Raw genomic sequence first — 13290 nt, 5'->3', positions numbered from 1 at the left:
GCTCCCGCGTTGGCGTGTCTGGGGTATGCGAATTTTTACAGTATGCGACAGCGTTCGGGTGCTGGCGGTGTGGCCGGGAATGCTCCTGCTTTCCGAGCAGTAAATACCGCGTTTTTAGTCGGGTGGCCGGCTAAAAGTAGTAATGACCAGGATCGTTGAATTGACGTGAGTTGGGTCCGGGCCTGCATTGGGGCTCAACGAGTTTGGCGAGGCTCAGGAGGGTCTGGCTGAACGTCCTTAAGAGTGCAAAGACTTATGGCAAAGCGTGACTATTACGAAGTATTGGGTGTGGAGCGCGGGGCTAGCGAGGCGGACCTGAAAAAGGCTTACCGTCGCCTGGCGATGAAGCACCACCCGGACCGTAATCCGGATAGCAAAGAATCCGAAGAAATGTTCAAAGAGGCCAATGAGGCCTACGAATGTCTGTCTGATCCCAACAAGCGTGCAGCCTACGACCAGTATGGGCATGCCGGCGTCGACCCGAGCATGGGCGGCGGCGGTGCCGGTTTTGGTGGCCAGAACTTCTCCGATATTTTCGGTGACGTGTTCAGTGATTTCTTTGGTGGCGGCCGTGGTGGTCAGCGTGGCGGGGCCCAGCGTGGCAGCGACTTGCGCTACACCCTGGAGCTGAACCTGGAAGAAGCCGTGCGCGGCACCAGCGTCAATATCCGTGTACCGACGCTGGTCAACTGCAAGCCGTGCGATGGCTCGGGTGCCAAGAAGGGCTCTTCGCCCATCACCTGCCCGACCTGCGGCGGTATCGGCCAGGTCCGCATGCAGCAGGGCTTCTTCTCGGTGCAGCAAACCTGCCCGCGTTGCCATGGCCAGGGCAAGATCATTTCCGACCCGTGCGATTCCTGCCATGGCGAAGGTCGCGTCGAAGAGTACAAGACGCTGTCGGTGAAAGTGCCGGCGGGCGTGGATACCGGCGACCGCATTCGTCTGTCGGGTGAAGGGGAAGCTGGTACTCAGGGTGGGCCTACGGGTGACCTGTACGTGGTGATCAATGTGCGCGAGCACTCGATCTTCCAGCGTGATGGCAAGCATCTGTTCTGTGAAGTGCCGATCAGCTTTGTCGACGCTGCCCTGGGTGGTGAGTTGGAAATTCCGACGCTGGACGGTCGGGTCAAGCTCAAGATTCCAGAGGGTACGCAGACCGGCAAGCAGTTCCGTATCCGTGGCAAAGGCGTTGCGCCGGTGCGCGGTGGCGGGGCCGGCGACCTGATGTGTCGCGTGGCGGTGGAAACGCCGGTCAACCTGAATCGTCGTCAGCGTGAGCTGCTTGAAGAGTTCCGCAGTTCATTGGAAGGTGATGACTCCCACTCGCCAAAAACCACGGGCTTTTTCGATGGTGTGAAGCGCTTCTTCGGCGACCTGTAAGGAATTGAGTATGCGACGTATAGCCGTAATGGGCGCTGCCGGGCGCATGGGCAAGACGCTGGTCGAAGCCGTGCAGCAGCGCTCGCCGGCGTCCGGGCTGACCGCGGCGATCGTGCGTCCGGGCAGCACGTTGATCGGTGCGGATGCCGGTGAGTTGGCCTCACTGGGCCGTATCGGCGTCTCGTTGTCCGGTCATCTGGCGCAGGTGGCCGACGAGTTCGACGTGTTGATCGATTTCACGCTGCCGGAGGTGATGCTGGAAAACCTGGCGTTCTGTCGCAAGGCAGGCAAGGCGATGGTGATCGGTACCACCGGTTTGACGGTTGAGCAGAAGCAGTTGCTGGCTCAGGCGGGCAAGGATATCCCGATCGTCTTTGCGGCGAACTTCAGCGTAGGCGTGAATCTGTCCCTCAAGCTGCTGGATATGGCCGCTCGCGTATTGGGTGATGAGGCGGATATCGAGATTATCGAAACCCATCATCGCCATAAGATCGATGCGCCGTCCGGGACTGCCTTGCGGATGGGCGAGGCCATTGCCGATGCGTTGGGGCGTGACCTGTCCAAAGTGGCGGTGTATGGCCGTGAAGGGCACACCGGTGCCCGTGCGCGCGACACCATTGGTTTTGCCACCGTACGCGGTGGTGATGTGGTCGGCGATCACACTGTGCTGTTTGCCACTGAGGGCGAACGCCTGGAAATCACGCACAAGGCCTCGAGTCGCATGACGTTTGCCAAGGGTGCGGTGCGCGCTGCGCTCTGGCTGGAAGGGCGCGAGCCTGGCCTGTACGACATGCGTGACGTGCTCGACTTGCACTAATCGGTAGCTTAAACAGGGCCTCAAGCTTATGCTTGGGCCCCGTTTTACCCGCTAAGCGACGCCCTGTCGCATTCCCCTGCCTTTCAGGCTCATTAGCGGTGGACCAAAAAAGCCTTTTTCTGTAAGCTACAGCTTTAGTGTGTCCACTAAAAGCGCGCAGAATAATTCAGTGAAGAAGCGGGGTGACGTGTCCATACGTCACTCCGCTTTTTTGCAACCTGCGATCGCCCTTTCAGGCTTTATTTACGGGAGGTCTTCTTGACTAAGCCAGCCATACTCGCCCTTGCTGATGGCAGCATTTTTCGCGGCGAAGCCATTGGAGCCGACGGTCAAACCGTTGGTGAGGTGGTGTTCAACACCGCCATGACCGGCTATCAGGAAATCCTTACCGATCCTTCCTACGCCCAACAGATCGTTACCCTGACCTATCCGCACATCGGCAACACCGGTACTACACCGGAAGACGCCGAGTCTGATCGTGTCTGGTCGGCCGGTCTGGTGATTCGTGACCTGCCACTGGTTGCGAGCAACTGGCGTAACACAATGTCGCTGTCCGATTACCTGAAAGCCAACAACGTTGTGGCGATCGCCGGTATCGATACGCGCCGCCTCACGCGCATCCTGCGTGAAAAAGGCTCGCAGAACGGCTGCATCATGGTCGGTGAGAATATCTCCGAAGAGGCCGCGATTGCCGCAGCGCAAGGGTTCCCTGGCCTGAAGGGCATGGACCTGGCGAAAGTCGTCAGCGTCAAAGAGAAGTACGAATGGCGCTCCACTGTCTGGGACCTGAAGACCGACAGCCACGCGACTATCGAGGCCGCCGACTTGCCTTATCACGTTGTGGCCTACGACTACGGCGTGAAGTACAACATCCTGCGCATGCTGGTTGAGCGTGGCTGCCGCGTGACCGTGGTGCCGGCGCAAACCCCGGCCAGCGATGTACTCGCCCTGCAACCGGACGGCGTGTTCCTGTCCAACGGCCCTGGTGACCCGGAGCCATGCGACTACGCGATCCAGGCGATCAAGGACGTGCTGGAAACCGAGATCCCGGTATTCGGTATCTGCCTGGGCCACCAGTTGCTGGCCCTGGCCTCGGGCGCCAAGACCCTGAAAATGGGCCACGGTCACCACGGTGCCAACCACCCCGTGCAGGACCTGGACACTGGCGTTGTCATGATCACCAGCCAGAACCACGGTTTTGCGGTGGATGAAGCGAGCCTGCCTTCGAACGTGCGCGCCATTCACAAGTCGCTGTTCGACGGTTCCCTGCAAGGCATCGAGCGCACCGACAAGAGCGCGTTCAGCTTCCAGGGGCACCCTGAAGCCAGCCCGGGCCCGAACGACGTAGCGCCGCTGTTCGACCGTTTCATCAATGAGATGGCCAAGCGACGCTGACTGAGCGGCCTGCGGGTGGCCCCGAACTTCGGTGGCCCCCGCAGGTTCTTCAAAGAATGTTCAAGACGGCTTGCCGACTGACCTGCGGATTTGAGTGACAAACCCATGCCAAAACGTACAGACATAAAAAGCATCCTGATTCTCGGCGCTGGCCCGATCGTGATCGGCCAGGCCTGCGAATTCGACTACTCCGGCGCCCAGGCCTGTAAAGCCCTGCGCGAGGAGGGTTACCGCGTCATCCTGGTGAACTCCAACCCGGCCACCATCATGACCGACCCGGCCATGGCCGATGCCACCTACATCGAACCGATCAAATGGCAGACCGTTGCCAAGATCATCGAGAAAGAGCGTCCGGACGCGCTGTTGCCAACCATGGGCGGCCAGACCGCATTGAACTGCGCCCTGGACCTGGAGCGCGAAGGCGTCCTGGAGAAGTTCGGCGTCGAGATGATTGGTGCCAACGCCGACACCATCGACAAGGCTGAAGACCGTTCGCGTTTCGACAAGGCGATGAAGTCCATCGGCCTTGATTGCCCGCGCTCCGGTATCGCCCACAGCATGGAAGAGGCCAACGCGGTTCTCGAAAAGCTGGGCTTCCCGTGCATTATCCGTCCGTCCTTCACCATGGGCGGCACCGGTGGTGGCATCGCCTACAACCGTGAAGAGTTCGAAGAAATCTGCGCCCGTGGCCTGGACCTGTCGCCGACCAAAGAGCTGCTGATCGACGAATCCCTGATCGGCTGGAAAGAATACGAGATGGAGGTTGTCCGCGATAAGAAGGACAACTGCATCATCGTCTGCTCCATCGAAAACTTCGACCCGATGGGTGTGCACACCGGTGACTCGATCACCGTTGCGCCGGCGCAGACCCTGACGGACAAGGAATACCAGATCATGCGTAACGCCTCGTTGGCGGTACTGCGTGAAATCGGCGTTGAAACCGGTGGTTCCAACGTTCAGTTCGGCATCTGCCCGGATACCGGCCGCATGGTCGTGATCGAGATGAACCCGCGTGTATCGCGTTCTTCGGCGCTGGCATCGAAAGCCACCGGCTTCCCGATTGCGCGTATCGCGGCCAAGCTGGCGATCGGTTACACCCTGGACGAGTTGCAGAATGAAATCACCGGCGGCGCCATGCCGGCGTCTTTCGAGCCGTCTATCGACTACGTCGTGACCAAGCTACCGCGCTTTGCCTTCGAGAAATTCGCCAAGGCCGATGCGCGCCTGACCACTCAGATGAAGTCGGTCGGTGAAGTCATGGCCATCGGCCGCACGTTCCAGGAATCCCTGCAGAAAGCCCTGCGCGGCCTGGAAGTCGGTGTATGCGGCCTGGACGAGAAGCTCGACCTGAGCAACCCGGAAAGCATGAGCATCCTCAAGCGCGAGCTGACCGTACCGGGCGCCGAGCGTATCTGGTACGTGGCTGACGCCTTCCGTGCCGGCCTGAGCGTCGAAGATATCTTCGGCATGAACATGATCGACCCGTGGTTCCTGGTGCAGATCGAAGACCTGATCAAGGAAGAAGAGAAGGTCAAGACCCTCGGCCTGTCGTCCATCGACCGCGACCTGATGTTCCGCCTCAAGCGCAAAGGCTTCTCCGATCAGCGTCTGGCCAAGCTGCTGGGTGTGACCGAGAAAAACCTGCGTACTCATCGCCACAAGCTGGATATCTTCCCGGTCTACAAGCGCGTTGACACCTGCGCCGCCGAGTTCGCCACCGACACTGCGTACATGTACTCCACCTATGAGGAAGAGTGCGAAGCCGCGCCGTCGGATCGCGACAAGATCATCATCCTCGGTGGCGGCCCGAACCGTATCGGCCAGGGCATCGAGTTTGACTATTGCTGCGTACACGCCGCCCTCGCCCTGCGCGAAGATGGGTACGAGACCATCATGGTCAACTGCAACCCGGAAACGGTTTCCACTGACTACGACACCTCCGACCGTCTGTACTTCGAGCCGGTGACACTGGAAGACGTACTGGAAATCTGCCGCGTCGAGAAACCCAAAGGCGTGATCGTCCAGTACGGCGGCCAAACCCCGCTGAAACTGGCGCGTGCCCTGGAAGCCGCTGGCGTGCCGATCATCGGTACCAGCCCGGATGCCATCGACCGTGCAGAAGACCGTGAGCGCTTCCAGCAGATGGTCGAGCGCCTGAACCTGCGTCAGCCGCCGAACGCCACCGTGCGCAGCGAAGACGAGGCCATCCGTGCAGCCAGCAAGATCGGTTACCCGCTGGTGGTGCGTCCGTCCTACGTACTGGGTGGTCGCGCGATGGAAATCGTCTACGAAGAAGAAGAGCTCAAGCGCTACCTGCGTGACGCGGTGAAAGTCTCCAACGACAGCCCGGTGCTGCTCGACCACTTCCTCAACTGCGCCATCGAAATGGACGTGGACGCGGTGTGCGACGGTACCGACGTGGTGATCGGCGCGATCATGCAGCACATCGAACAGGCGGGCGTTCACTCCGGTGACTCCGCGTGCTCGCTGCCGCCGTACTCGCTGCCGGCGCACATCCAGGACGAGATGCGCGAACAGGTCAAGAAAATGGCCCTGGAACTGGGTGTGGTCGGCCTGATGAACGTGCAGTTGGCGCTGCAGGGCGAAGACATCTACGTCATCGAAGTCAACCCGCGCGCTTCGCGTACCGTGCCGTTCGTGTCCAAGTGCATCGGAGTGTCCCTGGCCATGATCGCTGCGCGCGTGATGGCCGGTAAGACCCTGAAGGAAATCGGCTTCACCAAGGAAATCATTCCGAACTTCTACAGCGTGAAAGAGGCGGTGTTCCCATTCGCCAAATTCCCTGGCGTGGACCCGATCCTGGGCCCGGAAATGAAGTCCACCGGTGAAGTGATGGGCGTGGGCGACACCTTCGGCGAAGCCTTCGCCAAGGCCCAGATGGGCGCCAGCGAAGTGCTGCCGACCGGCGGTACTGCGTTTATCAGCGTGCGCGATGACGACAAGCCACTGGTTGCGGGTGTGGCCCGTGATCTGATCAACTTGGGCTTTGAAGTCGTGGCTACCGCCGGGACCGCCAAGCTGATCGAAGCTGCCGGCCTGAAAGTACGCCGCGTGAACAAAGTGACGGAGGGCCGTCCGCACGTGGTCGACATGATCAAGAATGACGAAGTCACCCTGATCATCAACACCACCGAAGGTCGCCAGTCGATCGCGGACTCCTACTCCATTCGTCGTAATGCCTTGCAGCACAAGATCTACTGCACCACCACCATTGCTGCTGGCGAAGCCATCTGCGAAGCGCTCAAGTTCGGTCCGGAAAAGACCGTGCGTCGCTTGCAGGATCTACACGCAGGATTGAAGGCATGAGCATAACCAAATACCCGATGACCGTTCAGGGCGCTCGCGCCCTGGAAGAGGAGCACGCCCACCTGACCAAAGTCGTACGTCCAAAGCTGAGCCAGGACATCGGTACGGCCCGCGAGTTGGGTGACTTGAAGGAAAACGCCGAATACCACGCTGCTCGCGAGCAGCAGGGTATGGTCGAGGCGCGGATCCGTGATATCGAAGGCCGCATGCAGAATGCGGTGATCATCGACGTCACGACCATCCCGCATACCGGCAAGGTGATTTTTGGCACCACGGTGGAAATCGCCAACGTCGAGACCGATGAGCGCGTTGTTTATCACATCGTGGGCGAAGACGAGGCTGACTTCAAACTCGGCAAGATCTCCGTCGGTTCACCGCTTGCCCGTGCCTTGATTGCCAAGGAAGAAGGGGACGTGGTGTCTGTGAAAACCCCCGGCGGCGTGATCGAGTACGAGATTGTTGAAGTTCGCCACATCTGAAAGACGGCGCCCGCTTCGTGCGGGCGCCATGCTTTGGCAGCTCTCCCAGATGCTTTGGGTGGGTGGCCTGTGGTTGTTGCACATTGGCGTGCTGCCAGCGCTGGGTTTGATTGGCCTGGCACCGCTGCTGATCGATGAGATCGACGAATTGCTCAGTGCGCTGCTGGTGGCTTTTGCGGCGGCGTGCGTGACCCTCCAGGCATTAGTGCTGGTCAAGACTGAAGGCTTGGGGAGTTTGTGGCGGGATATTCGCGGCCAACTGCTATTGATGGCGCTGTATGCGTGCGCAATGTATTGCGTCGTGCATGTCTGGCTGCCGCAAGCGTTGCGCTGGCAGCTATTCAGCTATCTTGTGCTAGGGTTCTCCGGCCTGGTGCTGGTTATACAGCCCGCACCGGGATGGAGTGGCGGGGCGCGAGAAGCACGCCCCTGACCCTTGTCATCATTTGAAGCGATGAACGTTCGACAGTTGCTTGTTGACGCTGAAATTCTTGCGATACAGCAGCGCCATCTTGCCGATAACCTGAACCAGGTCCGCCTTGCCCACCTTGCACAATTCTGCAACGGCGGCCAGGCGCGCTTCGCGATCAAGGATATTGACCTTGATCTTGATCAGTTCATGATCATTGAGTGCGCGTTCGAATTCGGCTAACACACCTTCAGTCAAACCGTTGTCTGCCACAATCAGAACTGGTTTCAGATGGTGGCCAATGGATTTGTACTGTTTCTTCTGCTCTTGAGTGAGCGGCATAATCTGACCCCTGCGTCTGATCTTGTAAAAAGCGGCGGCCAGTTTACCCGAGCGAGTCCGGGACCGCCCAGTTAATCACGACCCGTTTTATTTTCGAGGTGGCCCGTGGCCCGTTCCAAAACCAGCCTTAAGTGGCTACAAGAGCATTTCAACGATCCTTACGTCAAAAAGGCGCAGAAGGACGGCTACCGTTCCCGGGCCAGCTACAAATTGCTGGAGATCCAGGACAAGGACAAATTGATCCGTCCCGGCATGAGCGTTATTGACCTGGGCGCGGCCCCGGGTGGCTGGTCCCAAGTGACCAGTCGTCTGATTGGTGGGCAGGGCCGCTTGATCGCTTCAGACATCCTGGAGATGGACAGCATCCCGGATGTGACCTTTGTTCATGGCGACTTCACCCAGGACAGCGTGCTCGCAGAGATTCTTGAGGCGGTGGGAAATTCGCAGGTAGACCTTGTGATTTCCGACATGGCCCCCAATATGAGTGGATTACCGGCCGTCGATATGCCGCGTGCCATGTTCCTGTGTGAACTGGCGCTGGACCTGGCGGGTCGGGTACTGCGTCCTGGTGGTGATTTCCTGGTGAAAGTCTTCCAGGGCGAAGGGTTTGACGAGTACCACAAGAACATCCGCAAGCTGTTCGACAAGGTGCAAACACGCAAGCCCGACTCTTCCCGGGACAGGTCCCGGGAGCAATACCTGCTCTGTCGCGGCTTTCGCGGCGTTGAAGGCGCGGCGAGCGAAGAGCGTTTTTGAGAGATTCGAGGAAGGCGATAGGTTTTTTTATATCGCTTTCGTCATGAAGCTTTACGATTATTGTGTAGTCAAAGTTTCACAAAGGGTTACAGACGGCGCCTGCCAGTGGTGTAGGTAATGTAGTAAGTTAGGCCGGTGAATATCATGCGAAGCGCGCGCCATTAGCGGAGCTTGCTTCAGAGGGTAGTTAATTGAACGATATGGCAAAGAATCTGATCCTGTGGTTGATCATCGCGGCTGTCCTGGTGACGGTGATGAACAACTTCTCCAGCCCTAACGAGCCGCAGACCCTCAACTATTCCGACTTCATCCAGCAAGTTAAGGATGGCAAGGTCGAGCGCGTGGCGGTTGATGGCTACGTGATTACCGGCAAGCGTATTGATGGCGACAGCTTCAAGACCATTCGTCCGGCCATTCAGGACAACGGTCTGATCGGCGACCTGGTGGACAACAAGGTCGTTGTGGAAGGCAAGCAGCCTGAGCAGCAGAGCATCTGGACCCAGCTCCTGGTAGCCAGCTTCCCGATCCTGGTGATTATCGCCGTGTTCATGTTCTTCATGCGCCAGATGCAAGGGGGTGCCGGAGGCAAGGGCGGGCCGATGAGCTTCGGCAAGAGCAAGGCACGCCTGCTCTCCGAGGACCAGGTGAAAACCACCCTGGCGGATGTCGCCGGTTGCGACGAAGCCAAGGAAGAAGTCGGTGAGCTGGTCGAGTTCCTGCGTGATCCGGGCAAGTTCCAGCGCCTGGGCGGACGCATTCCTCGTGGCGTACTGATGGTCGGTCCGCCGGGTACCGGTAAAACCTTGCTGGCCAAGGCGATTGCCGGCGAAGCCAAGGTGCCGTTCTTCACCATTTCCGGTTCTGACTTTGTCGAGATGTTCGTCGGTGTCGGTGCCAGCCGTGTTCGCGATATGTTCGAACAGGCCAAGAAACACGCGCCATGCATCATCTTCATCGACGAAATCGATGCCGTGGGTCGCCATCGTGGCGCCGGCATGGGTGGCGGTCATGACGAGCGTGAGCAGACCCTCAACCAGCTGCTGGTGGAGATGGACGGTTTCGAGATGAATGACGGCATCATCGTCATCGCTGCAACCAACCGTCCTGACGTACTGGACCCTGCGCTGCTGCGTCCTGGCCGTTTCGACCGCCAGGTGGTGGTAGGCTTGCCGGACATCCGCGGTCGCGAACAGATCCTCAAGGTCCACATGCGTAAAGTGCCAATGGGCGACGACGTGGCCCCGGCCGTGATTGCCCGTGGTACGCCAGGCTTCTCCGGTGCTGATTTGGCCAACCTGGTCAACGAGGCTTCGTTGTTCGCAGCCCGTACCGGCAAGCGCATCGTTGAAATGAAAGAGTTCGAGTTGGCCAAGGACAAGATCATGATGGGCGCAGAGCGCAAATCCATGGTCATGTCCGAGAAGGAAAAGCAGAACACTGCGTATCACGAAGCGGGTCACGCCATCGTGGGTCGAGTTGTGCCTGAGCATGACCCGGTCTACAAGGTCTCGATCATTCCACGTGGTCGTGCCTTGGGCGTGACGATGTTCCTGCCGGAAGAGGATCGTTACAGCCTCTCCAAGCGCGCGCTGATCAGCCAGATCTGTTCGCTGTACGGCGGTCGGATTGCGGAAGAGATGACGTTGGGCTTCGACGGTGTCACCACCGGCGCTTCCAACGACATCATGCGCGCCAGCCAGATCGCCCGGAATATGGTGACCAAGTGGGGCCTGTCGGAGAAGCTCGGTCCGTTGATGTATGCCGAGGAAGAAGGCGAAGTATTCCTGGGGCGTGGCGGTGGCGGTCAAAGTGCCAGTTTTTCGGGCGAGACAGCCAAGCTGATCGACTCCGAGGTGCGCAGCATCATTGACCAGTGCTACGGCACGGCCAAGCAGATCCTCACCGACAATCGCGACAAGCTGGACGCGATGGCTGATGCGCTGATGAAATACGAGACTATCGATGCCGATCAGATCGACGACATCATGGCGGGGCGTACGCCTCGTGAGCCTCGCGATTGGGAAGGTGGTTCAGGTACCTCGGGCACTCCGCCAGTGGTGCAGAATGAACGTCCTGAAGCTCCGATCGGCGGCCCGGCGGCTGACCATTAAGGTTTGAAATGATTTCTGCGTCCTCCTCCACCCGGTTGCCTTGCGGCAACCGGGTTCTTGATTTGGCCCATACACATGTCATGGGCATTCTTAATGTCACCCCAGACTCGTTTTCCGATGGTGGCCGCTTCAGCCAGCAGGATGCAGCCTTGCGTCATGCAGAGGCGATGGTGGCTGCCGGCGCGACGTTGATTGATGTCGGCGGCGAGTCTACTCGGCCGGGTGCTCGCGTTGTTTCTCCTGTGGAGGAGCTGGAGCGGGTGGCGCCGATTGTCGAGCGCATTGCGCGCGAGCTGGATGTGATCATCTCGGTGGACACGTCAACGCCGGCGGTGATGCGGGAAACTGCGCGCCTGGGAGCGGGCCTGATTAATGATGTGCGTTCGTTGCAGCGCGACGGTGCCCTCGACGCCGCTGCGGCGACCGGCCTGCCCGTGTGTCTGATGCATATGCTGGGAGAACCCGGCAATATGCAGGATAATCCGCACTACGACGACCTGGTTGGCGAGGTCAGTCGCTTCCTCGCTGACCGAGTCGCCCAGTGCGCGTCAGTGGGCATTGGCGCTGAAAAGATCATTCTCGATCCCGGGTTTGGCTTCGCCAAGACCCTGCAGCATAATTTAAGCCTGTTCAAGCATATGCAAGCCCTGCACGCCCTTGGTCGGCCTCTTCTGGTCGGTGTTTCGCGCAAGAGCATGATAGGGCAGGCCCTGAATCGCCCGGTGGGTGAGCGGCTGTATGGCGGCCTCGCGCTGGCTGCGCTTGCCATGACCAAGGGCGCTCGTATTTTGCGTGTGCATGATGTCGCCGAGACGGTGGACGTGGTGCGCATGATTGCCGCTGTAGAATCAGCCGAATAAGAATGATGGAGCACTCATGACTAAGAAATATTTTGGCACCGACGGTATTCGTGGTCGGGTCGGTGAATACCCGATTACCCCAGATTTCATGCTCAAGCTGGGTTGGGCGGCAGGCATGGCGTTCCGCAGCATGGGCGCGTGCCGCATCCTGGTGGGCAAGGACACGCGTATTTCGGGCTACATGTTTGAATCCGCGCTGGAGGCCGGGTTGTCCGCCGCGGGTGCCGACGTGATGCTGCTGGGCCCCATGCCTACACCGGCGATCGCCTACCTGACGCGTACCTTTCATGCGCAGGCCGGTATCGTGATCAGTGCCTCGCACAATCCGCACGATGACAATGGCATCAAGTTTTTCTCGGGGCAGGGCACCAAGTTGCCGGACGAGATCGAGCTGATGATCGAAGAGCTGCTGGATGCGCCGATGACGGTGGTCGAGTCCAGCAAGCTGGGCAAGGTGTCGCGTATCAACGATGCCTCCGGTCGCTACATCGAATTCTGTAAAAGCAGCGTGCCGAGCAGCACCAATTTCGCCGGGCTGAAGATCGTCGTCGATTGTGCCCATGGTGCGACGTACAAGGTGGCGCCGAGTGTCTTCAAGGAGCTCGGTGCGCAGGTCACTGTGCTGTCGGCTCAGCCCAACGGGTTGAACATCAACGACAACTGCGGTTCCACGCACATGGAGCAGTTGCAGGCGGCGGTTCTGGCGGAGCATGCGGACCTGGGCATCGCCTTTGACGGCGATGGCGACCGCGTGTTGATGGTGGATCACACCGGCATGGTCGTGGATGGTGATGATTTGCTGTTCATCATTGCCCGCGACTTGCATGAGCGTAACAAGCTGCAAGGGGGGGTCGTCGGTACGCTGATGAGTAACCTGGGGCTTGAATTGGCGTTGGCTGAACTGGGGATTCCCTTCATTCGCGCCAATGTCGGTGACCGTTACGTGATCGCCGAGTTGCTGGAGCGCAATTGGCTGATTGGTGGTGAAAACTCGGGGCATGTCGTTTGCTTCCAGCACACCACCACGGGCGACGCAATCATCGCCGCGCTGCAGGTGTTGCTGGCCTTGCGTCGCCGCGAAGAGAGCCTGGCGCAGGCGCGACAGGCGCTGCGCAAGTGTCCGCAGGTGCTGCTCAATGTGCGTTTCGGCGGTGGCGAAAATCCAATCGAGCACCCCTCTGTCAAGGAAGCGTGCGAGCGTGTAACCCAGGCAATGGCTGGGCGTGGGCGGGTGTTGTTGCGCAAGTCCGGCACAGAGCCTCTGGTGCGTGTCATGGTCGAAGGCGAGGACGAAACGCAGGTTCGCGGCCATGCCGAAGACCTGGCAAAACTGGTAACTGAAGTTTGCGCCTGAATTCGGCTTGCCAGTGATGGTGTGGTTGGGTAACATCTGCGCCCACTTTGACCGACGGGG

11 protein-coding genes are annotated in these 13290 nt (G+C 59.4%); 10 read left to right on the top strand and 1 reads right to left on the bottom strand.

The window, feature by feature from the left end; genetic code table 11:
• Positions 1-255: 255 nt before the first annotated feature.
• The 6 genes from dnaJ to BOP93_RS22970 all read left to right on the top strand — a co-directional run bounded on the left by dnaJ (position 256) and on the right by BOP93_RS22970 (position 7831).
• Positions 256-1380 carry a molecular chaperone DnaJ gene (dnaJ, locus tag BOP93_RS22995; RefSeq protein WP_065883934.1) on the top strand — a complete coding sequence of 375 codons (1125 nt, stop codon included), beginning with the start codon at positions 256-258 and terminating at the stop codon, positions 1378-1380.
• A gap of 10 nt (positions 1381-1390) precedes the next feature.
• On the top strand, positions 1391-2197 hold the full coding sequence (gene dapB / locus BOP93_RS22990; protein ID WP_057725010.1) for a 4-hydroxy-tetrahydrodipicolinate reductase: 807 nt from the start codon (positions 1391-1393) through the stop codon (positions 2195-2197).
• A gap of 258 nt (positions 2198-2455) precedes the next feature.
• Positions 2456-3592 carry a glutamine-hydrolyzing carbamoyl-phosphate synthase small subunit gene (carA, locus tag BOP93_RS22985; protein WP_057725011.1) on the top strand — a complete coding sequence of 379 codons (1137 nt, stop codon included), beginning with the start codon at positions 2456-2458 and terminating at the stop codon, positions 3590-3592.
• A 105-nt stretch (positions 3593-3697) separates the two neighbouring features.
• Positions 3698-6919: a carbamoyl-phosphate synthase large subunit gene (gene carB, locus BOP93_RS22980; protein WP_065892261.1), complete on the top strand. Its 3222-nt coding sequence runs from the start codon at positions 3698-3700 to the stop codon at positions 6917-6919.
• A gap of 2 nt (positions 6920-6921) precedes the next feature.
• Positions 6922-7398, top strand: coding sequence for a transcription elongation factor GreA (greA, locus tag BOP93_RS22975; RefSeq protein WP_057725061.1), 477 nt, complete (start codon positions 6922-6924; stop codon positions 7396-7398).
• 28 nt (positions 7399-7426) lie between these two features.
• Positions 7427-7831, top strand: coding sequence for an MFS transporter (locus BOP93_RS22970; protein ID WP_104504766.1), 405 nt, complete (start codon positions 7427-7429; stop codon positions 7829-7831).
• A 9-nt stretch (positions 7832-7840) separates the two neighbouring features.
• On the opposite strand, the gene BOP93_RS22965 is transcribed toward BOP93_RS22970, so the two are convergent.
• Complete coding sequence (locus tag BOP93_RS22965; protein ID WP_003176146.1) at positions 7841-8149, bottom strand: YhbY family RNA-binding protein; 309 nt, start codon at positions 8147-8149, stop codon at positions 7841-7843.
• Positions 8150-8254: 105 nt separating this feature from the next.
• Between BOP93_RS22965 and rlmE the strand changes: the two genes are divergently transcribed.
• From rlmE to glmM, 4 genes are all read left to right on the top strand, one after another.
• Complete coding sequence (rlmE, locus tag BOP93_RS22960; protein WP_003235041.1) at positions 8255-8905, top strand: 23S rRNA (uridine(2552)-2'-O)-methyltransferase RlmE; 651 nt, start codon at positions 8255-8257, stop codon at positions 8903-8905.
• A gap of 200 nt (positions 8906-9105) precedes the next feature.
• Positions 9106-11016, top strand: a complete 1911-nt coding sequence (gene ftsH, locus BOP93_RS22955; protein WP_057725015.1) for an ATP-dependent zinc metalloprotease FtsH — start codon at positions 9106-9108, stop codon at positions 11014-11016.
• Between the two features lie 8 nt (positions 11017-11024).
• Positions 11025-11876 carry a dihydropteroate synthase gene (folP, locus tag BOP93_RS22950; protein ID WP_065892265.1) on the top strand — a complete coding sequence of 284 codons (852 nt, stop codon included), beginning with the start codon at positions 11025-11027 and terminating at the stop codon, positions 11874-11876.
• Between the two features lie 16 nt (positions 11877-11892).
• On the top strand, positions 11893-13230 hold the full coding sequence (glmM, locus tag BOP93_RS22945) for a phosphoglucosamine mutase (protein WP_065883941.1): 1338 nt from the start codon (positions 11893-11895) through the stop codon (positions 13228-13230).
• The last annotated feature ends 60 nt before the right edge of the window (positions 13231-13290 follow it).

The organism is Pseudomonas orientalis, assembly GCF_002934065.1.
Lineage (GTDB): Bacteria > Pseudomonadota > Gammaproteobacteria > Pseudomonadales > Pseudomonadaceae > Aquipseudomonas > Aquipseudomonas orientalis_A.
Note: the sequence above shows the minus strand (reverse complement) of the source record. Positions and strands in the feature narration are given on the sequence as shown.

Excerpts from the sequence above, each read along its gene's own strand:
- folP (WP_065892265.1), top strand. The coding sequence starts at position 11,025 with ATGATTTCTGCGTCCTCCTCCACCCGGTTGCCTTGCGGCAACCGGGTT.
- BOP93_RS22965 (WP_003176146.1), bottom strand. The coding sequence starts at position 8,149 with ATGCCGCTCACTCAAGAGCAGAAGAAACAGTACAAATCCATTGGCCAC.
- ftsH (WP_057725015.1), top strand. The coding sequence starts at position 9,106 with ATGGCAAAGAATCTGATCCTGTGGTTGATCATCGCGGCTGTCCTGGTG.
- BOP93_RS22970 (WP_104504766.1), top strand. The coding sequence starts at position 7,427 with ATGCTTTGGCAGCTCTCCCAGATGCTTTGGGTGGGTGGCCTGTGGTTG.
- carB (WP_065892261.1), top strand. The coding sequence starts at position 3,698 with ATGCCAAAACGTACAGACATAAAAAGCATCCTGATTCTCGGCGCTGGC.
- glmM (WP_065883941.1), top strand. The coding sequence starts at position 11,893 with ATGACTAAGAAATATTTTGGCACCGACGGTATTCGTGGTCGGGTCGGT.
- dnaJ (WP_065883934.1), top strand. The coding sequence starts at position 256 with ATGGCAAAGCGTGACTATTACGAAGTATTGGGTGTGGAGCGCGGGGCT.
- dapB (WP_057725010.1), top strand. The coding sequence starts at position 1,391 with ATGCGACGTATAGCCGTAATGGGCGCTGCCGGGCGCATGGGCAAGACG.